This is a genomic window from Cytobacillus spongiae, assembly GCF_021390075.1.
In genome coordinates this window covers 2,971,114-2,994,000 of record NZ_CP089997.1, presented here as the reverse complement: position 1 = coordinate 2,994,000, position 22,887 = coordinate 2,971,114, and the positions used below count along the sequence as shown (strand labels likewise).

Genomic DNA, 22,887 nt, shown 5'->3' with positions numbered 1-22,887 from the left:
AACGAAAGGTGATCACAATGAGATTTAGTGAAAAAGGAATGTCTATTCAAGCTGGAGAGAATAAACTTTTCGGAGTCGATTTTCATGATTTTATCCAAAAGGAACAAAGCTCAAATATGGTTGAACTTGCATCAGAATTTGGCTTAACAATGAGAGATGTACGTAAACTAAAGAAACATATTGAACGCAATTGAAATCTCCACTTGACAATAGAAACAATGCTACGTATTATTATATAAACAAAATGACATAATTTTTACCGATGATGGAGAACAGTAATTAAGATTCAAGTGAAAAGAGAGGAAGCACCTTAGGCTGAAAGTGTTTCTGCATATTGCCTTAATGAATGAACACTCCGTAGGTTTCTTTCTGAAAAAGGAAATCCCTTTAGTAGGTTAGAACGTTAGCAGGCGTTAACTGTCAAAGCGGAAGTGCGTTCATTTAAGCGCCTTCAACTAGGGTGGCACCACGGGAATAATAACTCTCGTCCCTTGTATTTCGATACAAGGGATGGGAGTTTTTTTGTATTCTTTATAGCTATTTTATTCTGGTATCAAGCGGTTAATCTTCCTTTGAAACCTGCATAAATAAACAGCTACCACCACAACCCCCTCTATCATGTAACTACATAAATGAATAATCGTAAGGAGGAAGTGTGAGATGTCGATTCGCATTCCAAGAGGAACACAAGATATCCTTCCAGGTGAAGTAGAAAAATGGCAGCAAATTGAAAAGAATGCAAGGGAGATTTGCGAAAGGTATCAGTACCGTGAAATTCGTACACCTATCTTTGAACACACAGAATTATTTTTAAGAAGTGTAGGGGATACAACAGACATCGTTCAAAAAGAAATGTATACCTTTAAAGACCGCGGGGATCGTGACTTAACACTTCGACCAGAAGGAACTGCCTCAACTGTTCGCTCTTTTGTAGAAAATAAAATGTTTGGAGACCCCAACCAACCAGTAAAGCTCTATTATATGGGGCCAATGTTCCGTTACGAACGACCACAAGCTGGACGTTTTCGTCAATTTGTTCAGTTCGGAGTAGAAACATTAGGAAGTGCAGACCCTGCAATTGATGCAGAAGTGATTTCACTAGCCATGTCCATTTATCGTTCAATGGGTTTAAAGAAGCTGAAGCTAATCATCAATAGTCTAGGAGATAAGGAAAGTCGAAAAGCACACAGAGAGGCTTTAATCCAACATTTTGAGCCTAGAATTGGTGAATTTTGTTCAGATTGTCAGAGTCGTTTAGAAAAAAATCCAATGAGAATTCTAGACTGCAAGAAGGATCGAGAGCATGAATTAATGGCATCTGCTCCTTCAATCATTGATTATTTAAATGATGAGTCTAAGCAATATTTTGAAAAAGTTCAAACGTATCTGTCAGAATTAGAAATCCCTTTTGAAGTTGATCCGAATTTAGTAAGGGGATTAGATTACTACAACCATACAGCATTTGAAATAATGAGTGATGCTGAGGGCTTTGGGGCTATAACAACTCTATGTGGAGGAGGTCGTTATAACGGCCTAGTAGAAGAAATGGGTGGTCCTGAAACGCCAGGGATTGGATTTGCACTAAGCATTGAGCGCTTTATCGCTGCCCTAGAAGCCGAAAGTGTCGAAATCAATGTGAACCAAGGGATTGATTGCTATTTTGTCTCATTAGGTGAATCAGCTAAAGATTACACAGTAAAGCTGTTACATCAATTAAGAACTGCAGGCTATACTGCTGAGCGAGATTATTTAGACCGTAAGTTTAAAGCGCAGTTTAAAGCAGCGGATCGATTGAATGCTAAATATGTGGCCATCTTAGGGGAAGATGAATTACAGGCAAATAAAATTAATGTCAAAGCAATGGCTACAGGAGAACAAACAGAGTTGGCATTAGATCGTTTTATTGAACAATTTAAAGAACTAGGTAACTAGAGGAGGATTTCAATGTTTGGGAGAACCTATTATTGTGGTGAAGTAACGGAAAAGACAATCGGTGAAAAAGTAACTTTAAAGGGTTGGGTTCAAAAACGAAGAGATTTAGGTGGGTTGATATTTATCGACCTTCGTGACCGAACTGGAATTGTTCAAATAGTCTTCAACCCAGATGTTTCAACTGAAGCATTAGCTATTGCTGAGAAAGTACGAAATGAATTTGTATTAGATATTGTCGGTACAGTGATAGCAAGAGAAGAAGGAACAGTAAACAACAATTTAAAAACAGGGAAGATTGAAGTTCAAGCAGAGCAAGTGACTATTATAAATGAGGCAAAAACACCTCCTTTTGTAATTGCTGACCAAACGGATGTATCTGAGGATGTCCGCTTGAAATATCGTTACTTAGACTTAAGACGCTCTGTTATGTTTGACACATTTAAAATGCGTCATCAAGTGACAAAGGCGATGAGGGATTTCCTTGATGGAGAAGGCTTCTTAGACGTAGAAACACCTATTCTAACAAAAAGTACTCCAGAGGGTGCACGAGATTATTTAGTTCCAAGTCGCGTACATGAAGGGGAATTTTATGCTTTGCCACAATCGCCGCAAATCTTTAAACAGCTCCTAATGGTCGGTGGATTTGAGCGTTATTACCAAATTGCACGCTGTTTCCGTGATGAGGACTTACGAGCAGACCGTCAGCCGGAATTTACGCAAGTCGATATTGAAATGAGCTTTATGAGTCAGGAAGACATTATGAGCCTAATGGAAAATATGGTTCAAAAAGTAATGAAGGATGTTAAGGATCTTGACGTCACATTACCATTTCCAAGAATGCCATATCATGAAGCAATGGCTCGTTTCGGTTCTGACAAACCAGATACTCGGTTTGGGATGGAGTTAGTTGACTTATCGGAAATAGTAAAAGATTCAAGCTTTAAAGTGTTTGCAAGTGCTGTTGCAACTGGTGGCCAAGTGAAAGCAATTAATGTAAATGACGGTGCAAGTAAATACTCGCGAAAAGATATCGATGCCTTAACAGAGTTTGTTGCTCGATATGGTGCAAAAGGATTAGCTTGGTTAAAAGCAGAAGAGGATGGATTAAAAGGTCCGATCTCGAAGTTTATTTCTGAGGAAGATCAACAAGCTCTATATGCTGCTTTATCAGTAGAAGCAGGCGATCTATTGTTATTTGTAGCAGATAAGACTTCCGTTGTAGCAGATGCGTTAGGAGCACTACGCATGAAGCTTGGAAAAGAGCTACAGCTAATTGATCTAAGTAAATTTAACTTCCTATGGGTAACTGATTGGCCATTGCTTGAGTATGACGAAGAAGCTGGTCGATATTTTGCGGCACATCACCCATTTACGATGCCTGTGAGAGAGGATTTTGAATTACTTGATTCAGCTCCTGAAAAAGTAAGAGCACAAGCATATGACTTAGTTTTAAACGGATATGAGCTAGGCGGTGGATCTCTTCGTATTTTTGAAAGACACGTACAAGAAAAGATGTTCAGTATTTTAGGCTTTTCTAAAGAAGAAGCTATGGAACAGTTTGGATTCTTATTAGAGGCATTTGAATACGGAACACCACCACATGGAGGAATCGCTTTAGGTCTAGATAGACTAGTAATGCTTCTAGCAGGCAGCAGCAATCTACGTGATACGATTGCATTTCCTAAAACAGCAAGTGCAAGTTGTTTATTAACAGATGCCCCTGGAAGTGTTAGCGAAGCACAGCTAGATGAGTTACACCTTTCGTTAAAGCAAAGCGCTGCTAAAGGATAATGAGAATGGGGAGATGGATTATCACAAGATGTAGTTAATCCTTCTTTTGTCATAGCCTAGATTCCTTGAAACCCAAGCTTATTTATGCTATGATAAAACCAATTAAAAAAGAGTCCTGATGTGTTCGTTGGGTAACCTTTAGTTTTGACCGAACATTTCAAACTACGGGAGTTCGGAGTTTTCAAGTAGCGTAAATGCCTTTGGATGAAGGACTTACAAACGCTTGGAGCAGAACACCCACCTGCTGAGAGCGGGTTCAAAACGTAGGATCAAGAAGCTACGGCACAATTGGGGCTCTTCCTTTACTAACTAATGTAAAAACCTAAGCTAATGGCTTGGGTTTTTTATTTTTGTACCTATTAATATCCTTAATTCCTATCGATATACTTGTTTTTATATGAAAGTATGATATATTCGATTACGGGTAAAACATATAGAAGAAGATTTATCCCATTTTATACTATTTCAATGGAGTTGATTCATAGATGCTACACCAATTTTCAAGAAATGAGCTTGCCATTGGTAAAGAAGGCTTAGATCAAATGAAGAATAGTACTGTGGCAGTATTAGGGATTGGCGGCGTCGGTTCATTCGCTGCAGAAGCCCTCGCACGATCAGGGGTAGGACGACTAATATTAATTGATAAGGATGACGTTGATATCACAAATGTTAACCGCCAAGTTATTGCTCTACTCTCAACGGTAGGTCGTCCCAAGGTAGAAATAATGAAAGAAAGAATAATGGATATTAACCCTGAGTGTGATGTGATTGCTCTTAAGATGTTCTATACAGAGGAAACGTATGAACAAATTTTTGAATATGGCCTAGATTATGTGATTGATGCCTCTGATACCATTTCATATAAAATTCATCTGATGAAAGAATGCTTAAATCGAAAAATCCCAATGATTTCTAGTATGGGAGCAGCTAATAAAATGGACCCAACTCGATTTCAAATTGCTGATATTTCGAAAACCCATACTGATCCTTTGGCTAAGGTAATTCGAACTCGGTTAAGAAAAGAAGGCATTAGAAAGGGAATACCAGTTGTTTTCTCGGATGAAAGTCCAATTGTCATTCGTGAGGATGTTCGTAAAGAGGTAGGGAAAGATGATGCGAAAATTCGTAAGGCAAAAATGCCACCATCATCAAATGCCTTCGTTCCCTCTGTTGCTGGGTTAATTATGGCTAGCCATGTAGTTACAGAGCTATTAGGGAACATTAAAATTTCTCGAGTGAAGGACGAAAAATAACAACAATATAAAAGAGGCTGGGACATAAGGATTTCAGTCAATGGAATATCCGAACTAAAAGGAGTTGTCTCCTTATACTAGTTCGGGTATTTTTGTTTGTTCGGAAAACAAATGTAATAAAATAGTGGAATAGAGTGGAAGAAACTCGACTACTAAGGGAAATAGAGGAAAGGCTGAGACACCAAAGCGCAATGGAACGAACAATGACTTTTTTAACCTTAAAAAAGTCATTGTTCGTCTTTGAGAAGGAGTCATTTAGTTAGATCCCAGCCTCATTTTTTATTAAAATCCTATTGACAATTTTTAGTGTACTTGTGTATTATCTAACTAGAACACTGATACAATAAAACACAACGGAGGTGGAACGTGTGAGTCCTTTTATCGGTTTATATAAAAAAGAAATGAAAATATCTAGAAATACCGATTTAATGGTTATTGGTTTCATGTTACTCGCTGAAATTATCGGGTACAGTTTATCAACCTATTATCAAAATCCAATTATTTTTGCCATTATTTCACTCGGTTTAATCTTTGCTCATATCTTTTTTATTCCGGCCTATCTATTAACTTCATTGAATATTGAAGGTCAAACGCAGCTTTGGTTACACAATCCAACAAGTGGTGTAAAACTGTTTTTAGCCAAAATTGCGGCTTCATTTACCGTTTTTATTTTGTCGCTTCTGGCTACGTTACTTATAGGTGGTTATGCAATCAGTCAAGCATTGTCATTGTCTGAGTTAAATACTTTAAAAGTGGATCTTTATACAAGTCTTCCGCTAAGTGGAATTGGCATAGCGCTTTCTTCGATCTATCTAGGTGTATGGATTCTTTTTTATTGGGCACTTTATCATTCCATTAAGGTCATCCCTAGTATTAAAGGGTTTCGCTGGCTAATCATAATTGGAATTTGGCTGTTGTTTAATATAATCGGAAATTACTTAAGTCGATTATCGTTCATTGACAAATTGAAGGCTTTTGGAGCTTTTAAGTTTGACCGTACGAATAACTCCATAACTGTAAAAGCAGAAAACTCGTCATTTGAATTAGGGGGAGTCTTTTTCAACTTATCACTCGGTAATGCGCTTCTATACATGGTAGTAATTACAATTGTATTTTATGCAGCAGTCTGGCTACTTGAACGTAAAGTGGAGGTGTGAGGAGGATGGGTGAAGAGTTTCAAGCTTCAAAACCAATCTATTTGCAGATTGTAGATAAAGTATGTCATCAAATTGCACGAAACGAGCTTTTACCAGGAGATAAGCTTCCTTCTGTAAGAGAAATGGCCATTAAATCAGGTGTAAACCCAAATACGATTCAAAGAACTTATAGTGAATTGGAGAGGATGGCAATCGTGGAAACGAAGCGAGGACAAGGAACATTTGTGACGGAAAATGAAACGGCTGTAAAGGAACTAAAGTTCCAGCTTCAACGTTCAATCATTGAAGCGTTTTTTACAGCAATGAAGGATTTAGGTTTTTCAGAAGAAGAAATGATAGACGGCTTGCAAAGTTATATAGTCGAAAAGCAGGTGAGCCATGATGATTGAATTAAAGAGTGTAACAAAAAAGTATGGGAATGATTTCGCCTTAAAGGATGCTTGCCTAATGCTTGAGCGAGGGAAGATTTACGGTTTGCTCGGACCGAATGGAAGTGGGAAATCGACGACGTTAAAATTGATTGCGGGTCTTGTACATCCAACAAATGGACAGGTGACCGTCAATGGGAAAAGCGTAGACCGAAGAATAGCCCATGATGTCGCTTATTTAACAGAGCTGGATATGGTATATCCTGCATTTACTGTTCAAGATATGATAGAATTCTCTGCTTCTCAATTCCCTGATTTTCAAATGGAAAGAGCAGATGAATTAATAGCGTTTATGAAGCTTGATCGTCAGAAAAAAATTAAACAGCTCTCGAAAGGAAATCGCGGGAGGCTAAAGCTAGTAATTGCTCTAGCTAGAGATGCATCTGTATTATTACTAGATGAGCCATTCTCTGGATTAGATCCGATGGTAAGAGATTCAATTGTAAAAGGACTCTTATCCTATCTTGATTTTGAAAAGCAAACGGTTATCATTGCGACACATGAAATTGATGAAATCGAGCCATTGTTAGATGAAGTGATTGCAATTAAGAATGGCGTTGTTCTAGCTCAAGAGGAAGTAGAGGAGCTGCGAGAGAAAAAAGGGATGTCTATCCTCGAATGGATGAAGCAAATGTTTAAAGATGGAGAGGAGTGTTAGGATGGGAGCTGCAGTTGAACTTCAAAATGTAACGAAAAAAATCAAAGGGAAAACGATTATTGATCAGGTTAGCTTTGAGGTGAATAAAGGGGAAGTGTTTGGTTTTCTTGGTCCAAACGGTGCAGGTAAAACAACAACAATCCGTATGATTGTTGGGCTAATTGGAATAACAGAAGGTGATATTAAGATTTGCGGTACGAGCATTAAGCAGGATTTTGAAAAAGCAATCGGAAACATCGGAGCAATTGTAGAAAATCCAGAAATGTATAAATTCTTAACTGGATATCAGAATCTACTTCATTATTCGAGGATGTCTAAAGGGATCTCAAAGGAGAAAATTAAAGAAGTAGTCGAGCTTGTTGGCTTATCTGACCGAATTCATGAGAAGGTGAAAACGTATTCACTTGGTATGAGACAAAGATTAGGGTTAGCACAATCGTTATTACATGATCCAGATGTATTAATCTTAGATGAACCGACAAATGGTTTAGATCCTGCGGGAATCCGTGAAATTCGTGATCACCTTCGAAAGCTAGCACGTGAACGTAATATGGCAGTAATCGTATCTAGCCATCTACTATCAGAAATGGAAATGATGTGCGATCGCATTGGAATCATTCAAAAAGGAAAGTTGATAGACGTTCAGCTTGTAAGAGATTTTGTAAATAACACAGAAAAGGTCTATGAATTTGAAGTTACAGATAAAGAAAAGGCAAAAGAAATTGTTACGCTACTTCGTTCTGATATTGAAGTTCAACTAACAGAACAAGGCATTGCTCTACCATCTGTGAAAGAGGAAATTCCAAAGGTAGTAAATGCACTTGTAAAGGAGAATGTAAGCATATACGGAATTAAAGAAGTGACTAAGTCGTTAGAGGATCGTTTCCTAGAAGTTACGACTGAGAAGGAGGTTGTTGTTCATGGGTAATTTAATTAAGAATGAGCTAATGAAAATATTTAGACGGCCAGGAACATATGTGATGATTGGCTTGTTAATATTCGTAATTTCGGTTGCCGGGATTATAATTAAAAGTCAAGAATCAAAAGGGAGTGTTCCAGATAACGCTGAGTGGAAACAAGCCTTAATCATTCAAAATCAAGAATTTGAGAAGCAATTAGATGAGATGGGGGATGCCATTTCACGAGATCAAAAGGCTTATTTTGATAAAGAAATAAAGATGAATGAGTATCGAATTGAAAACGATATCTCACCTAATGTAGATTATTCAGTTTGGGGATTTGTGACAGATGCTTCCATGTTCATTGAGCTTGCTGGATTATTTACGATTATAGTAGCTGCAGGTATTGTGGCAAGTGAATTTAGCTGGGGGACAATTAAACTTCTATTAATCCGACCGATTACAAGAAGCAAAATACTCTTATCAAAATACGTCTCAGTGCTAATATTTGGCCTATTAATGATCTCCCTATTATTTAGCTATTCTGTCGGCTTAGGGTCTATATTATTCGGATTACCTGAACAAGCAACGCCATATTTGAATTACTATGAAGGGAAAATTACGGAGCAGAACATGCTTGTTCATCTCATCATTTTTTATGGGTTTAAATCCATAAGTATGGTCATGCTTGCTACAATGGCATTCATGATTTCCGCAGTATTCCGAAACAGTTCCCTAGCAATTGGTCTATCAATATTCTTAATGTTTGTTGGTAGCCAGGTGACGCGGGTGATTTCGATGAAGTATGAGTGGGCGAAGTTTAGTTTGTTTGCCAATACGGATCTATTGCAGTACTTTGAAGGGGCTCCATTAGTGGAGGGGATGACTCTTTCATTCTCCATCATGATGCTTTTTGTCTATTTGCTTCTATTTCATGCCCTTACTTTTGGAGTATTTAGCAAGCGTGATGTAGCAGGGTAAATAAATGTAGCTCAAAACAAGTAAAAAACTGTCCATTAAACTCGGTTATATCGCGTTCAATGGGCAGCTTTTTTAAATTTTGATGTGCTTCCCTTTGGCAGTTTATATACCTATTTCAACTTATCATAAATGCTTGCAAGTGCTTGTTCGAATTTACCGGTTTTCTTCGGCTCATAGTAGATTTTGTTTTTTAATGGGTCAGGTAAGTACTGCTGTTTCACCCACCCTCCTTCGTAATCATGGGGATAAAGGTATTCTACTCCTCTGCCGAGTTCCTTTGCTCCAATGTAATGAGCATCCTTTAGATGCTTTGGGACTTCACCGATTATTCCCTTTCGTAAATCTGCGATTGCTGCATCTAATGCTAGATAAGCCGAGTTTGATTTTGGAGACAAGCATAGCTCAATAACCGTGTTAGCTAGAGGAATACGTGCTTCAGGAAAACCAATTCGTTCAGCTGTCTCAATTGCAGCTAAAGCACGAGGTCCAGCCTGTGGGTTGGCGAGCCCAATGTCTTCATACGCAATTACAAGTAGCCGCCTGCTAATACTTGGTAAATCGCCTGCTTCAATTAGTCTGCCAAGATAATGAAGAGCTGCATTTACATCACTTCCGCGAATCGATTTTTGAAAGGCGGAAAGTACATCATAATGAGCATCTCCACCCTTATCATGGGAGAAGCTTTTTTTCTGCAGGCATTCTTCCGCTGTTTGGAGATCAATAGATACAATACCATCTTCCTTTACCTCAGTAGATGTCACTGCCAGTTCTAAAGCATTTAATGCGCTTCTAACATCTCCGTTGGATGATGAGGCAAAATGAGTTAACGCGTCCTCTTCCACTATGATTTGCTGTTTTCCTAGACCTCTTTCGCTATCTTTAATCGCACGAAGGAGTGCTTCTTTCATATCCTCAACGGACAAACGCTCTAATTCAAAGATTTGGCAACGACTTCTTATCGCAGGGTTTATAGCATGGAAAGGATTACTTGTTGTAGCACCTATTAAAACAATCATTCCGTTCTCCAAAAAGGGAAGTAGGAAATCCTGTTTTGCTTTATCGAGGCGATGGACCTCATCAAGTAGCAAAATCACTTTTCCAGACATTTTCGCCTCTGCTGCGACAATTTCCATATCCTTTTTATTATTTGTAACAGCATTTAGCGTGCGAAAGGCAAAACGGGTACTTCCAGCAATTGCACTAGCAATCGAAGTTTTTCCAATGCCTGGTGGCCCATATAATATCATGGAAGATAATTGTTTTGCTTTTACCATCCGATTAATGATTTTTCCTTCTCCAACTAGATGCTTTTGTCCAATTATTTCTTCAATCGTTTTCGGCCTCATTCGAAAGGCGAGGGGTTTTAGATTCATTCTCTATCAACTCACAATATTATGTTATCTGCTTCTTTAAACATATCATATCCTTCAAGTTGACAAAATGTATCTGCTCTTCGAATTATGCTATAATATCGAAAGTCTATCTAATTACTAAGGGTTTTGGTAAAATTTTTATAAAGAATTTTATAAAGAATATCGAAGCTAATATACATCGTTAAGGAGTTATGCAAGATGACAATGAAACGGAGAGGTCAGGTAGGACCTAGATTTACGGTGTATATAGTGGGGCTGCTTATTATGGCTCTGGGCATTGTCTTATTAATCAAAGCTGGTTTAGGGGCCACCCCATGGGATGTACTACATGTAGGACTCTTTTATCAAGTTGGATTAACGATTGGAACTTGGTCCATAGTTGTTGGATTTGTGATTTTAGGTGTTGCAACGTTAATCTCAAAGGAGCTTCCCCAATTTGGAGCTTTTTTAAATATGATTCTAGTTGGCCTTTTTATTGATCTATATTTACTATTACCAATTCTGCAAACCCCAGCTGGCTTTATTGGAAAGCTGGTTATGTTTGTGGTAGGAATATTTGTAATGGGCTATGGAATGGGTTTATATATTTCTGCTCAATTCGGTGCTGGTCCTCGGGATAGCTTAATGATTGCCTTAACAGAGAAAACGGGCTGGAAAGTCAAGAATGTTCGTATGGGAATGGAGTGCATCGTTCTGGTTATCGGCTGGCAGCTTGGGGGGCCTGTATCCTGGGGGACAATTCTATTTAGTTTTGGGATAGGTCCAATTGTCGGTATTGCCCTCCCTCAGTGTCAACATTTAACTGATAAATGGTTAAATACATTAGCTAAAAAGAAACAAATCATTGTAGAAAACGGCGTAAAAAGAGGTGCGAGTTCATGAAGATATCAACTAAAGGTCGCTATGGTTTGACCATTATGATAGAGTTAGCCAAAAAGCATGGAGAAGGTCCAACTTCCTTGAAGACAATTGCTCAAGCGAATGACCTTTCAGAACATTATTTAGAGCAACTAATTGCCCCGTTAAGAAACGCGGGATTAGTTAGAAGTATTAGAGGAGCGTACGGTGGGTATATTTTAGGAGATGAGCCATCGAAAATATCTGCGGGAGACATTATCCGTGTATTAGAAGGTCCAATCAGTCCAGTAGAAGGGATTGAGAATGAAGAGCCCGCCAAACGAGAGTTGTGGATGCGAATTCGTGATGCAGTAAAGGAAGTACTAGATAATACAACTATTGATGATCTTGCAAGTCATACAGATTACGGCGAATCGGATCCATATATGTTTTATATCTAAGTGTCGAAACTTTTAAATAAACAGTATATTTAGATGTGCTAATGAAACATCAAATGTAATCAAAGTAGGCTATTTTCTAAATAAATTTGTTTTATAAGAGGTAAGATTACCTTCTTTATACGAAGGTTAGCCGTTTGGAGTGGATGGATGCGAGACCATGCGGGAGCAGTGGGACAGATGAAATTCCATAGGCGAAGCCCGAGGATACTCACCAAATTTCTCGCGGCAAGCGAATATCCTTGAGCTAAAAACTGCCCATGTTTCAAAAACAAGATGGTATAAGAAAATAGCTTAAAAATAAGAGGGTGAAAAGTTTGGAATGGATCTATGTAGATCATGCAGCAACTTCTCCAATGCATCCAAAGGTGATTGACCGAATGACCTCTGTCATGACTGATATATTTGGAAATCCATCAAGTATTCATTATTTTGGAAGACAGGCTAGACAAATCATCGATGAAGCAAGAGCGGTCTTAGCATCCAGCATTGGAGCGAAGGAAAATGAAATTATTTTTACTAGTGGAGGAACAGAAGCGGATAATCTCGCCATCTTAGGAGTAGCCGAGGCTTATCGGCATGCTGGGCGTCACATTTTAACAACTCAGGTGGAACATCACGCCGTTCTACATACTTGTCAGCAATTAGAGAAGCAAGGCTACGAAGTAACCTATTTGCCTGTTGATGAGCAAGGTAGAGTTTCCATAGAAGATGTGAAAAGCGCATTAAGACCAGATACCATCTTAGTGACAATAATGTATGGAAATAATGAGGTTGGTACGATTCAACCCATCAAAGAAATTGGTGAGATCCTAAAAAATCATCAAGCACTTTTTCATACGGATGCGGTTCAAGCATATGGAATTGAGAAGCTTGCTGTATCTGAGCTAGGAGTAGATCTATTATCTGTATCTGCCCATAAAATTAATGGGCCAAAGGGAATTGGTTTCCTTTATGCTCATCAACAGGTAAAGCTATCCTCGAGAATGTTCGGTGGGGAACAAGAACGAAAAAGGCGAGCAGGGACAGAAAATGTTTCAGCAATCGCAGGTTTTTGTGAGGCCGTGAAAATCTCGCAAATAGAGATGGAAACAAAGCGTGAGCAGTATGAACAATTTAGAGAGCAAATCATCTCTCGACTAAACAATCAAGCCATTGATTTTTCTCAGAACGGATTACTTGATTATTCGTTGCCACATGTTTTAAACTTAAGCTTCCCAAACACAAATGTAGAAGCCATGCTTGTTAATTTAGATCTTGCTGGGATTGCCGCATCAAGTGGCTCAGCCTGTACGGCAGGATCGATTGACCCGTCACATGTCCTCGTTGCCATGTTTGGGAAAGGCTCTGAGCGTTTAAGTAATTCCATCCGATTTAGCTTCGGCTTATATAATACAGCAGAACAGATGCAACGTTTGGGTGATGAAGTCGCTTCAATCGTTCAAAGACTGACAAAATAATAAAGTGTGGTGAAATAAGTGAATAAAGCACCGAAAGATACGCGTGTCGTTGTCGGAATGTCCGGGGGAGTTGATTCGTCTGTAGCCGCTTTGCTATTAAAAGAACAAGGCTACGATGTAATTGGAATCTTTATGAAAAACTGGGATGATACAGATGAAAATGGAGTCTGTACAGCAACAGAGGATTACAATGATGTAATTCGTGTTTGTAACCAAATTGGTATCCCTTATTATGCAGTTAACTTTGAGAAGCAATACTGGGACAAAGTGTTCACTTACTTCTTAGACGAATACAAAGAAGGAAGAACACCTAATCCTGATGTAATGTGCAATAAAGAAATTAAGTTCAAAGCGTTTCTAGAGCATGCGATGAACCTTGGAGCAGATTATTTAGCTACAGGTCACTATGCTCGTGTAGAAACTGTAGATGGACAAGTGAAAATGCTTCGAGGGTTAGATGATAATAAAGATCAAACCTATTTCTTAAACCAACTTACACAAGAACAGCTAGAAAAAGTGATGTTCCCGATTGGAAATATTGAGAAATCAGAAGTGCGTGAAATCGCTAAACGAGCAAATTTAGCGACGGCTACAAAAAAGGATAGCACCGGTATATGCTTTATTGGAGAACGAAATTTTAAGGAGTTCTTAAGCAACTATTTACCAGCTCAACCTGGAAATATGGAAACATTAGATGGAGAAGTAGTTGGGAAGCATGATGGGTTGATGTATTATACAATTGGCCAGCGGCATGGTCTTGGAATTGGTGGAGCAGGAGAACCTTGGTTTGTCATTGGAAAAGACCTTAAGCGGAATGTTCTATTTGTAGGGCAAAGCTTTCATAATGAAAAATTGTATTCAGATTATATTATTGCGACGAATGTAAGCTGGGTCTCAAATGCTGAAAAACCAGAAATTTTCGAATGTACGGCTAAGTTTCGCTATCGTCAGCCAGACAATTATGTAACTGTTGAACAACTTGGAGAAGGCAAAGTGAAGGTTTCGTTCCGCGAACCGATTAGAGCAGTCACTCCTGGACAAGCTGTTGTATTCTACAATGGCGATGAGTGTTTGGGCGGGGGAACGATCGATGAAATCTTTAAAGATGATGAAAAGCTTACGTATGTAGGGTAATAGAATAAGAAATTCCAAAACCTCGGTTCTCAACATGAATCGAGGTTTTATCATGAAATATGCTATACTTTGTAAGAAGAAATGGAGCGTGAAGTAAATGGATAAAAATAAGATCGGAATAACGTATATGCAAGAAGGAAAATGGGAAGAGGCCGCAAAAATCTTTATGGAAGCTATTGAAGAAGAGCCGAAAAATCCTGTAACCTATATTAATTTTGGGAATGTTCTATCAGCTGTAGGGGAACTCGAGAAAGCATTAAGCTTTTATAAAAAAGCAATTGAAATAGATGAAAATGCTGCGGCAGCATACTATAGTGCAGGAAATTTATATTATGAAGGGGGAAATTTTGAAGAAGCAAAAAATATGTTTGAACAAGCAATGAAAAAAGGACTCCTATCGAGTGATAATTTCTTTATGCTTGGGATGACCCTTCTTCAATTAGACCAAGCCAAGCTAGCTCTCCCCTACTTCCAGCGAAGTGTAGAGCTAAATGAAGAGGATGTGGAAGCTAGGTTTCAATTTGGGCTATGCTTAGCGCAACAGGAGCTGTTAGATGAAGCTATGACTCAATTTGAAATCTGCATTGAAAAAGATTCGACGCATTCGGATGCATACTATAATTTAGGGGTTGCGTATGGTTTTAAGGAAGATGAAAAGCGAGCTTTAGAAATGTTTAACAAAGCACTCGAAATTCAGCCAGATCATATGTTAGCTGGTTATGGAAAGAAGCTTATTGAAAAAGAGCAATCTGATATCAATTAATCGTTCATTCTATGGAGAGAGGGGGGAGTAGATTGGATATTCAAGATTCACTTGATTTGTTTGCAGAGCAAGGGAAGTATATGAAGGGCAAGCATCTAGTCACAATTTTCCGCAATGACCAAAATCTATATACCGTTATGCGAATTCGAATTGAAGAAACAAATATAGACTATGAGGACAAGGAAGCTGTAGTGATCGGATACTTTCCTCAATTACATGAACAGGAAACGTATATTTTTTATGGAGAAGAAAAAGAACACCCTAAGTTTGGAACTCAATTTCAAGCAACTCACTTCCGTAAGGATATTCCTCAATCCAAGGAAGGGGTAATTAGCTATTTATCGAGTGACCTGTTTAAAGGAATTGGAAAAAAAACAGCTGAAAATATTGTCGAGACCCTTGGAGAAAATGCGATTTCGCGGATTTTGAAAGAGCCTTCCCTGCTAGATCAAGTGCCAAAGCTCCCTCCTGAAAAAGCAAAATCCTTGTACGATAATTTAATGGAACATCAAGGGCTCGAGCAAGCAATGATTGCTCTAAACCAATATGGTTTTGGTCCACAATTATCTATGAAAATTTATCAACAGTATAAAGAAAATACCATACATATTCTTCAATCAAACCCATATCAGCTTGTAGAGGATATTGAAGGGATTGGCTTTGCAAGGGCGGATGATTTGGGCTATCAGATTGGAATCAGTGGCAGTCATCCTGATCGAATTAAAGCTGCTTGCTTATATACACTTGAGTCTGAAAGTATGCAATCTGGACACGTATATGTAGAGGCGAAAAGTCTCCTTGAGCAAGTAAAGCGATTGTTGGAGGATAACCAAAGGGATTCGATTGATTTTCAAGCGATATCGGGAGAAATCGTAAAGCTGCAAGAGGAAGGCAAAATTATCATAGAAGAAAGACGCCTCTATTTACCTTCGCTTTACTTTGCTGAAAAGGGACTTGTGACGAATATTCATAGGCTGTTGAAGCAAACTGACTACGCAGATCAGTTTCCTGAATCCGAGTTTTTGCTCTCACTCGGCAACCTTGAGGAGAGGTTAAACGTCCAATATGCACCTACACAGAAAGAAGCCATACAAACAGCTCTCATGTCTCCGATGTTAATATTAACAGGAGGTCCAGGTACAGGGAAAACAACGGTCATTAAAGGAATCGTGGAGCTTTACGCTGATTTGCATGGCTGTTCATTAAGCCCGAATGATTATAAGAAGGAAGAACCGTTCCCCTTTTTGTTAACTGCACCAACTGGAAGAGCAGCCAAACGGATGATGGAGTCAACCGGATTACCTGCTGTTACGATTCATCGCTTATTAGGCTGGAATGGGTCAAATGGCTTTGACCGTCATGAGGAAAATCCGTTAGAAGGCAAAATATTAATTGTGGACGAATCATCAATGGTCGATATATGGCTAGCTAATCAACTCTTTAAAGCCCTCCCAGACCAGATGCAAGTCATACTTGTTGGTGATGAGGATCAGCTTCCTTCAGTTGGGCCTGGTCAAGTATTAAAGGACTTATTGAGATCACAGAGTGTACCTACTGTTAGATTAACAGATATTTATCGACAAGCCGAAGGCTCGTCCATCATTGAACTCGCTCATGAAATTAAGAAAGGTACATTACCAGAAGATATTTCCACTCAAAAGCCTGACCGTTCATTTATCAAGTGTGCTTCTACCCAAATCGCGGACGTTGTCAAAAAAGTGGCATTAAATGCAAAAAATAAAGGGTATACAGCAAAGGATATACAAGTGCTTGCACCGATGTATAGAGGCCCTGCAGGAATTGATAAGCTTAATGAGCTTTTGCAAGAAATTTTCAATCCCAATCCAGATGGCACACGTAAAGAGCTTGTATTTGGCGAAGTGAAATACCGAATTGGCGATAAAGTCCTCCAATTAGTTAATCAGCCTGAAAATCATGTGTTTAATGGTGACATTGGCGAGATTGTTTCCATTTTTTATGCAAAGGAAAATACTGAAAAACAAGACATGATTGTTGCATCCTTTGATGGAATAGAAGCAACTTATACAAGGCAGGACTTGAATCAAATTACACATGCGTATTGCTGCTCAGTTCATAAATCTCAAGGGAGTGAATTTCCAATTGTCATTCTCCCAGTAGTAAAGAGCTATTATCGAATGCTGAGACGCAATTTAATTTATACAGCGATTACTAGGAGTCAGCAGTTTTTAATTTTGTGTGGGGAAGAAGACGCATTTAAGATGGGGATTCAACGAGGAGACGATACAGCTCGGCAAACTAGCTTAACGGAAAGGCTGAAAGAAACGATTGGTTTCATAAACGAGGAGAATTCCGACTTTGAAGAAAAAAAACGTTCAGCAGAAATTCAGTTAACGGAAGAAAACTATCTGAACGTTGATCCGCTAATAGGGATGGAAAACATTACTCCATACGACTTTTTAACAGAAGTTCCAGTTAATTCGTAGTCATTTTAATCGATTATTGCTCGAATGGTAAACGTTACACCTTATGATTTTTACCCAAGTAACGGAAACTATAAATGTTCCGGAAAGGGTGGGAAGAACTTTGCGGACATTTTCAATCGTTAAAGGGTTGCCTGTTTTTGAATTAAAATCGGGCTCAAAAATCGGTGAAGTGTGTGATTTTAGCATTGCAAATGGAAGAGTAAAGGGATTGCTTTTAAAAAAGGGTGCTCTCTTAAAAAAAACATATTTTATCGATATTCATGATGTTTCCTCTTTCGGCTGGAATGGGGTTATGTTAAAGGATCCGAAGGCACTTAAGCGTATAAAAAGAGTAGAGGATTATACATTCGATGGGCACAACCGTCTCAATAGGCGAATGATGCTGACCAGTAGTGGCGACCAGTTGGGTTTACTGGAAGATGTATACTTTCTAGAAGAAATGGGGACAATTGTAGGGTATGAATTATCTGATGGTTTCTTTTCGGATGTTACTGAAGGGAAGCGCGTGATTAAGACCAATCAGCCACCTGCAATTGGAAAAGACGCCATCATTGTTCATCTACCAAATGATGAAAAGCGTAAACAATGAGAGGTGTCCTTCATGCTTAAGTGTCCTAACTGCTCAAGTAAAGATATTGGTAAGATCGGAATCAATCAATATTATTGCTGGAACTGCTTTATTGAGCTTTCCTTGTCAAATGGCATTATTAGTACCCATCAAGTTGAAGAAGACGGAACGTTGAGTTCGTTAGATGATTTGTTTGAAGAGGATGAGCGCCGCTTTAGTGTTTGAATTTCAAACAAGAGGTGATACGAATGAATAAAATGATGACTTCTATGATGGCCTTAGGTGCTGGAATTGCTGCTTACAATATGGCATCCAGAAACAATATGATGTCTAAGCGTAAAATGAAGAAGCTCGGTAGACGAATCAATAAAGCATTATTTTAGACAGGAAATCCCTTCTCAAGTGAGGAGGGATTTTCCTTTTGCATAATTTATTGTATTTCTCCAAAAGCTACTAGCGTAGTCGATCGAATAAACAGGAGGCTAGTCTTTTATGGATATTAGACTTATATGGTTTTACCGCCTCGGTTTTTTATTGCTGTTATTTATCGTTATGTATATATTCCTGAAATTGCAGGACCTTTGGATGCCTGTGTTACATCTATTAATTACCGTAGCGATTCCTTTTTTTGTTGCCGCATTTATCACTTATCTCCTCCACCCAGTTATAGAAAGTTTGCATGAAAAAGGGTTACACCGTGGGCTTGCAGTATTTATTATCTATAGCTTGTTTTTTGGAGGCATAGCATTTGCCCTATACAAGGGAATTCCTGCGTTTATTTCTCAATTAAGAGATTTGTCTGAAAATGCACCAAACTTAACAAATCAATACCGAAATTGGGTTGAGCTCATTCAGCAGAAAACCTCAACTTGGCCAGATGGGATTCAGCAAAAAATTCATGATGGAATCAATGGTGTTGAAAAAGCACTCAATGGATTAGTTTCTAAAGCGTTAGATGGAGCAGTAAATGTGTTAAATTCGATTGTCATTATTGCAATTATCCCGTTTATCGCTTTTTATATGTTAAAGGACTTTGACACAATGAAAAAGGCCGTGTGGTATCTAACCCCTAGAAAATGGCGTAAAGATGGAATATTGTTTTTACGAGACGTAGACAAATCCCTTGGAAGTTATATAAGAGGACAGCTGTTTGTTTGTGTTGTAATCGGGGGTATCTCTGCCTTGCTCTTTTGGTTAGTAAAATTAAAATATGCTTTGTTGCTAGGAGTATTTGTCGGTATTACGAATGTTATTCCCTATTTTGGTCCTATTTTTGGTGCAATCCCAGCTGTAGTTATTGCATCAACCATTTCAGTTAAAATGGTATTGATATCTTTAGGGATTATTCTGCTTCTACAATTTTTAGAAGGGAATATCTTATCGCCGTTAATTGTTGGAAAAAGTCTACATATGCATCCATTGCTCATTATGTTTGCCTTGTTAATTGGTGGAGAAATTGCAGGGGTCATTGGCTTGATATTAGCCGTTCCAGTGCTAGCAGTAGTAAAAGTCGCGTTGCTACATGGAAGGAATCATTTTGGAAAAGTTAAGCCAGATAGTCATTCGCTGAAACCTTAATGGAAATATTGACAAACTTCCATATCAATCGCTATAATGCGTGTTATAAGAAGGAAATAAAATAACCGTAACATGAAGAAGGATCAAGTATGTTATAGTCCATCTTGTGTCTTATAAACACATTAGAGAGGAATTTCCATGGCTGAAAGAAATTCTAGATGAAGGATAACAGAACGCTAATCCTGAGTGCAGCTAATCCCTGCCGTTTTCCGCGTTAAGGAGTCATGAGAGATGGAAGATGGAAGCCTTTCTTCCATAATCAGGGTGGTACCGCGAGTTAGCTCTCGTCCCTGTTTTAGGGATGAGGGCTTTTTGTATTGTTTTTTAGCCAAAAGGAAAAAACTGTATTGAGCATCTGATTGGTGATTGAAACGACATTAAGAAAACGCAACATTACGAAAATACAGTGTGAATAATAGGAGGGTACATAATGAAAAAGCTAACTGGTGCTGAGATTCGCCAAATGTATTTAGATTTCTTTAAAGAAAAGGGACACAATGTAGAACCAAGTGCTTCACTTGTTCCACATGACGATCCATCATTACTATGGATTAATAGTGGTGTAGCAACTCTTAAGAAATATTTTGATGGCAGAGTTATTCCTGAAAATCCAAGAATTACAAATGCGCAAAAATCCATTCGCACAAACGATATTGAGAATGTAGGGAAAACAGCACGCCATCATACATTTTTTGAAATGCTTGGAAACTTCTCAATAGGGGATTATTTTAAAGTTGAAGCGATTGAATGGGCATGGGAATTCCTTACTTCGGATAAATGGATTGGCTTTGATGCAGAACGTTTATCTGTAACTGTCCATCCTGAAGATGATGAAGCATATGCAATCTGGAAGGATAAAATTGGCGTGCCAGAAGAACGAATTATTCGCTTGGAAGGGAATTTTTGGGATATCGGTGAAGGTCCAAGTGGCCCAAACACAGAAATCTTCTACGATCGCGGTCAAGATTATGGAAATGATCTCAATGATCCAGAGTTATATCCTGGTGGAGAAAATGAGCGTTATTTAGAAGTTTGGAACCTTGTATTCTCAGAATTTAACCATAATCCAGATCATACGTATACACCACTTCCTAAGAAGAACATAGATACAGGAATGGGGCTTGAGCGTATGGCATCAGTCGTTCAAGATGTTCCAACAAACTTTGATACGGATCTTTTCATGCCGATTATTCGTGCAACAGAAGAAATCTCTGGAGAGAAATACGGCAAAGACAAGGAAAAGGATGTAGCTTTCAAAGTAATCGCTGACCATATTCGTACGGTTGGGTTTGCTGTTGGTGATGGAGCTCTTCCTTCTAATGAAGGACGGGGATATGTACTTCGCCGCCTTCTACGCCGTGCGGTCCGCTATGCGAAAACGATTAGTATTCATCGTCCGTTCATGTATGAGCTTGTACCAGTAGTTGGTGAAATCATGCAAGACTTCTATCCTGAAGTAAAAGAAAAAACGGAGTTCATTCAAAAGGTAGTGAAAAACGAAGAAGAGCGGTTCCACGAAACATTGAATGAAGGATTATCTATACTATCAGCAGTTATAAAAAAACAAAAAGAAACTGGCAGTAATATGATTCTTGGAGAAGATGTATTTCGTCTATACGACACATACGGATTCCCAATCGAACTTACAGAAGAATATGCAGAAGAAGAAGGAATGAAGGTTGATCATGCAGGCTTCGAACAAGAAATGGAAGCACAGCGTGATCGTGCTCGTGCAGCACGTCAAGACGTGGACTCCATGCAAGTACAAGGTGGAGTATTAAGTGAAGTAAAGATCTCAAGTGAATTTGTAGGCTATGATCAGCTTTCAGTTGATTCAACAGTTGTTGTCATCGTGAAGGAAGGCCAATTTGTTGAAAAGGCAAGTAAAGGGGAAGAAATCCAGCTTATTCTTGACAGAACACCTTTCTATGCTGAGAGTGGAGGACAAGTAGCCGACAAAGGAACATTAGTAGCTGATGGTGTAAAAGTACGAATTAAAGACGTTAAAAAGGCACCTAATGGTCAAAATTTACACAATGCTGTAATCGAAGAAGGAACACTTACTACAAATGACAATGTAAAGGCTACAATCGAGAATGATAACCGTGGGAAGATTATTAAAAATCATACGGCAACACATCTTTTGCATCAAGCCTTAAAGGATGTTCTTGGAAATCACGTAAATCAAGCAGGATCACTTGTAGAACCAGATCGTTTACGCTTTGATTTTTCACACTTTGGTCAGATTACACAAGAGGAAATTGAACAAATTGAGCAAATTGTGAATGAAAAGATATGGCAAGGAATTCAAGTGGAAATCGAGAATAAAGAGATAGACGAAGCAAAGGCAATGGGGGCTATGGCTTTATTCGGTGAAAAGTATGGCAAGGTGGTTCGAGTTGTTCAAGTGGGAAATTATAGCATTGAACTGTGCGGGGGCTGTCATGTTCCAAATACATCTGTTATTGGGCTATTTAAAATTATTTCTGAAAGTGGAATTGGGGCTGGAACACGCCGCATTGAAGCCGTTACAGGAGAAGCAGCTTACAAAATGCTTAATGACCAGCTTAGCATTCTGAAAGAAGCTGCAGGGAAATTAAAAACAAATCCAAAAGAAGTAGCAAGTAGGATTGATCTATTATTAGCTGATATGAAACAGCTTCAAAGAGAAAATGAATCGCTTACAGCAAAATTGGGTAATATTGAAGCAGGAAGTATTATGGATCAAGCAAAAGAGATTAATGGAGTAACGGTCCTAGCATCAACTGTTCAAGGAATGGATATGAACAATCTGCGCAATATGGCGGATGATTTGAAAGAAAAACTAGGTTCAGCTGTAGTTGTATTAGGAAGTGTAAACGAAGGAAAAGTAAACCTAATTGCCGGAGTAACTAAAGACTTAATTGAAAAAGGCTACCATGCAGGGAAATTAATTAAAGAAGTAGCTACTCGCTGTGGCGGTGGTGGCGGTGGTCGCCCAGATATGGCCCAAGCAGGCGGAAAAGATCCGAATCAATTGGAATCTGCAATACAATTTGTAGAGGAATGGGTGAAATCCGTTTGATATCAACAGAAAGTAGTGTAATATAAAGATATCAAACCAATAGCACAAGCTATCTTTCTTCCGATGAATTTGTTGGCGGATGGAATAA

Annotated in this window: 21 protein-coding genes, 1 other RNA gene and 1 other annotated feature; of the genes, 21 read left to right on the top strand and 1 reads right to left on the bottom strand. The window is 38.6% G+C overall.

Going from position 1 to position 22,887, the window contains the following annotated elements; translation table 11 throughout:
* The first annotated feature begins 17 nt into the window (after nucleotides 1–17).
* The 10 genes from LS684_RS15215 (at nucleotide 18) to LS684_RS15170 (ending at nucleotide 9,099) form a co-directional block, all read left to right on the top strand.
* Nucleotides 18–194 (top strand): hypothetical protein, encoded by a 177-nt coding sequence (locus LS684_RS15215; RefSeq protein ID WP_233807174.1) that lies wholly within the window; start codon nucleotides 18–20, stop codon nucleotides 192–194.
* 59 nt (nucleotides 195–253) lie between these two features.
* Nucleotides 254–495, top strand: a binding site (T-box leader).
* A gap of 165 nt (nucleotides 496–660) precedes the next feature.
* The gene (hisS, locus tag LS684_RS15210; protein ID WP_233807173.1) at nucleotides 661–1,932 is read left to right on the top strand and encodes a histidine--tRNA ligase; all 1,272 of its coding nucleotides are present in this window, start codon (nucleotides 661–663) and stop codon (nucleotides 1,930–1,932) included.
* Nucleotides 1,933–1,944: 12 nt separating this feature from the next.
* Nucleotides 1,945–3,723, top strand: coding sequence for an aspartate--tRNA ligase (aspS, locus tag LS684_RS15205; protein WP_233807171.1), 1,779 nt, complete (start codon nucleotides 1,945–1,947; stop codon nucleotides 3,721–3,723).
* Nucleotides 3,724–3,832: 109 nt separating this feature from the next.
* A non-coding RNA gene (ssrS, locus tag LS684_RS15200) (6S RNA) lies at nucleotides 3,833–4,022 on the top strand.
* A gap of 186 nt (nucleotides 4,023–4,208) precedes the next feature.
* Nucleotides 4,209–4,976: a tRNA threonylcarbamoyladenosine dehydratase gene (locus LS684_RS15195; protein ID WP_233807169.1), complete on the top strand. Its 768-nt coding sequence runs from the start codon at nucleotides 4,209–4,211 to the stop codon at nucleotides 4,974–4,976.
* Nucleotides 4,977–5,344: 368 nt separating this feature from the next.
* A complete protein-coding gene (locus LS684_RS15190; protein ID WP_233807168.1) occupies nucleotides 5,345–6,133 on the top strand; it encodes a hypothetical protein in 789 nt (262 codons plus the stop codon).
* A 5-nt stretch (nucleotides 6,134–6,138) separates the two neighbouring features.
* A complete protein-coding gene (locus tag LS684_RS15185; RefSeq protein ID WP_233807166.1) occupies nucleotides 6,139–6,522 on the top strand; it encodes a GntR family transcriptional regulator in 384 nt (127 codons plus the stop codon).
* The gene (locus tag LS684_RS15180) at nucleotides 6,512–7,219 is read left to right on the top strand and encodes an ABC transporter ATP-binding protein (protein ID WP_233807164.1); all 708 of its coding nucleotides are present in this window, start codon (nucleotides 6,512–6,514) and stop codon (nucleotides 7,217–7,219) included. Before LS684_RS15185 ends, LS684_RS15180 begins: the two co-directional genes overlap by 11 nt.
* A 1-nt stretch (nucleotide 7,220) precedes the next feature.
* Nucleotides 7,221–8,147: an ABC transporter ATP-binding protein gene (locus LS684_RS15175; RefSeq protein ID WP_233807162.1), complete on the top strand. Its 927-nt coding sequence runs from the start codon at nucleotides 7,221–7,223 to the stop codon at nucleotides 8,145–8,147.
* The gene (locus tag LS684_RS15170) at nucleotides 8,140–9,099 is read left to right on the top strand and encodes an ABC transporter permease (RefSeq protein ID WP_233807161.1); all 960 of its coding nucleotides are present in this window, start codon (nucleotides 8,140–8,142) and stop codon (nucleotides 9,097–9,099) included. The genes LS684_RS15175 and LS684_RS15170 overlap by 8 nt, the downstream gene beginning before the upstream one ends.
* A 110-nt stretch (nucleotides 9,100–9,209) precedes the next feature.
* Here LS684_RS15170 and LS684_RS15165 read toward each other — a convergent pair whose 3' ends face one another.
* On the bottom strand, nucleotides 9,210–10,472 hold the full coding sequence (locus tag LS684_RS15165) for a replication-associated recombination protein A (protein ID WP_233807159.1): 1,263 nt from the start codon (nucleotides 10,470–10,472) through the stop codon (nucleotides 9,210–9,212).
* 198 nt (nucleotides 10,473–10,670) lie between these two features.
* On the opposite strand from LS684_RS15165, the gene LS684_RS15160 reads away from it, so the two are divergent.
* From LS684_RS15160 to alaS, 11 genes are all read left to right on the top strand, one after another.
* Entirely contained in the window at nucleotides 10,671–11,354 is a 684-nt protein-coding gene (locus LS684_RS15160) for a YczE/YyaS/YitT family protein (RefSeq protein WP_233807158.1), read from the top strand.
* Complete coding sequence (gene cymR / locus LS684_RS15155) at nucleotides 11,351–11,770, top strand: cysteine metabolism transcriptional regulator CymR (protein WP_233807156.1); 420 nt, start codon at nucleotides 11,351–11,353, stop codon at nucleotides 11,768–11,770. The genes LS684_RS15160 and cymR overlap by 4 nt, the downstream gene beginning before the upstream one ends.
* Before the next feature lie 314 nt (nucleotides 11,771–12,084).
* Nucleotides 12,085–13,227, top strand: coding sequence for a cysteine desulfurase family protein (locus tag LS684_RS15150; protein ID WP_233807154.1), 1,143 nt, complete (start codon nucleotides 12,085–12,087; stop codon nucleotides 13,225–13,227).
* Nucleotides 13,228–13,245: 18 nt separating this feature from the next.
* A complete protein-coding gene (gene mnmA / locus LS684_RS15145) occupies nucleotides 13,246–14,361 on the top strand; it encodes a tRNA 2-thiouridine(34) synthase MnmA (RefSeq protein WP_233807152.1) in 1,116 nt (371 codons plus the stop codon).
* Between the two features lie 97 nt (nucleotides 14,362–14,458).
* Nucleotides 14,459–15,124, top strand: a complete 666-nt coding sequence (locus LS684_RS15140) for a tetratricopeptide repeat protein (protein ID WP_233807150.1) — start codon at nucleotides 14,459–14,461, stop codon at nucleotides 15,122–15,124.
* Between the two features lie 32 nt (nucleotides 15,125–15,156).
* A complete protein-coding gene (gene recD2 / locus LS684_RS15135; RefSeq protein ID WP_233807148.1) occupies nucleotides 15,157–17,589 on the top strand; it encodes an SF1B family DNA helicase RecD2 in 2,433 nt (810 codons plus the stop codon).
* Between the two features lie 100 nt (nucleotides 17,590–17,689).
* Entirely contained in the window at nucleotides 17,690–18,178 is a 489-nt protein-coding gene (locus tag LS684_RS15130; protein WP_233807146.1) for a PRC-barrel domain-containing protein, read from the top strand.
* Between the two features lie 12 nt (nucleotides 18,179–18,190).
* The gene (locus LS684_RS15125; protein ID WP_233807144.1) at nucleotides 18,191–18,382 is read left to right on the top strand and encodes a hypothetical protein; all 192 of its coding nucleotides are present in this window, start codon (nucleotides 18,191–18,193) and stop codon (nucleotides 18,380–18,382) included.
* 23 nt (nucleotides 18,383–18,405) lie between these two features.
* Nucleotides 18,406–18,540: a YrzQ family protein gene (locus LS684_RS15120; protein WP_233807142.1), complete on the top strand. Its 135-nt coding sequence runs from the start codon at nucleotides 18,406–18,408 to the stop codon at nucleotides 18,538–18,540.
* Between the two features lie 109 nt (nucleotides 18,541–18,649).
* The gene (locus tag LS684_RS15115; protein WP_233807140.1) at nucleotides 18,650–19,735 is read left to right on the top strand and encodes an AI-2E family transporter; all 1,086 of its coding nucleotides are present in this window, start codon (nucleotides 18,650–18,652) and stop codon (nucleotides 19,733–19,735) included.
* Between the two features lie 430 nt (nucleotides 19,736–20,165).
* Nucleotides 20,166–22,799 carry an alanine--tRNA ligase gene (alaS, locus tag LS684_RS15110; RefSeq protein WP_233807138.1) on the top strand — a complete coding sequence of 878 codons (2,634 nt, stop codon included), beginning with the start codon at nucleotides 20,166–20,168 and terminating at the stop codon, nucleotides 22,797–22,799.
* Nucleotides 22,800–22,887 lie beyond the last annotated feature (88 nt).

What these genes read in the sequence shown, in the direction of transcription:
- LS684_RS15175 (WP_233807162.1), top strand. Translation starts at nt 7,221, where the DNA reads ATGGGAGCTGCAGTTGAACTTCAAAATGTAACGAAAAAAATCAAAGGG.
- LS684_RS15125 (WP_233807144.1), top strand. Translation starts at nt 18,191, where the DNA reads ATGCTTAAGTGTCCTAACTGCTCAAGTAAAGATATTGGTAAGATCGGA.
- LS684_RS15165 (WP_233807159.1), bottom strand. Translation starts at nt 10,472, where the DNA reads ATGAATCTAAAACCCCTCGCCTTTCGAATGAGGCCGAAAACGATTGAA.
- aspS (WP_233807171.1), top strand. Translation starts at nt 1,945, where the DNA reads ATGTTTGGGAGAACCTATTATTGTGGTGAAGTAACGGAAAAGACAATC.
- LS684_RS15140 (WP_233807150.1), top strand. Translation starts at nt 14,459, where the DNA reads ATGGATAAAAATAAGATCGGAATAACGTATATGCAAGAAGGAAAATGG.
- alaS (WP_233807138.1), top strand. Translation starts at nt 20,166, where the DNA reads ATGAAAAAGCTAACTGGTGCTGAGATTCGCCAAATGTATTTAGATTTC.
- hisS (WP_233807173.1), top strand. Translation starts at nt 661, where the DNA reads ATGTCGATTCGCATTCCAAGAGGAACACAAGATATCCTTCCAGGTGAA.
- LS684_RS15120 (WP_233807142.1), top strand. Translation starts at nt 18,406, where the DNA reads ATGAATAAAATGATGACTTCTATGATGGCCTTAGGTGCTGGAATTGCT.
- LS684_RS15215 (WP_233807174.1), top strand. Translation starts at nt 18, where the DNA reads ATGAGATTTAGTGAAAAAGGAATGTCTATTCAAGCTGGAGAGAATAAA.
- LS684_RS15185 (WP_233807166.1), top strand. Translation starts at nt 6,139, where the DNA reads ATGGGTGAAGAGTTTCAAGCTTCAAAACCAATCTATTTGCAGATTGTA.
- LS684_RS15115 (WP_233807140.1), top strand. Translation starts at nt 18,650, where the DNA reads ATGGATATTAGACTTATATGGTTTTACCGCCTCGGTTTTTTATTGCTG.
- LS684_RS15180 (WP_233807164.1), top strand. Translation starts at nt 6,512, where the DNA reads ATGATGATTGAATTAAAGAGTGTAACAAAAAAGTATGGGAATGATTTC.
- cymR (WP_233807156.1), top strand. Translation starts at nt 11,351, where the DNA reads ATGAAGATATCAACTAAAGGTCGCTATGGTTTGACCATTATGATAGAG.
- LS684_RS15160 (WP_233807158.1), top strand. Translation starts at nt 10,671, where the DNA reads ATGACAATGAAACGGAGAGGTCAGGTAGGACCTAGATTTACGGTGTAT.
- LS684_RS15170 (WP_233807161.1), top strand. Translation starts at nt 8,140, where the DNA reads ATGGGTAATTTAATTAAGAATGAGCTAATGAAAATATTTAGACGGCCA.
- LS684_RS15195 (WP_233807169.1), top strand. Translation starts at nt 4,209, where the DNA reads ATGCTACACCAATTTTCAAGAAATGAGCTTGCCATTGGTAAAGAAGGC.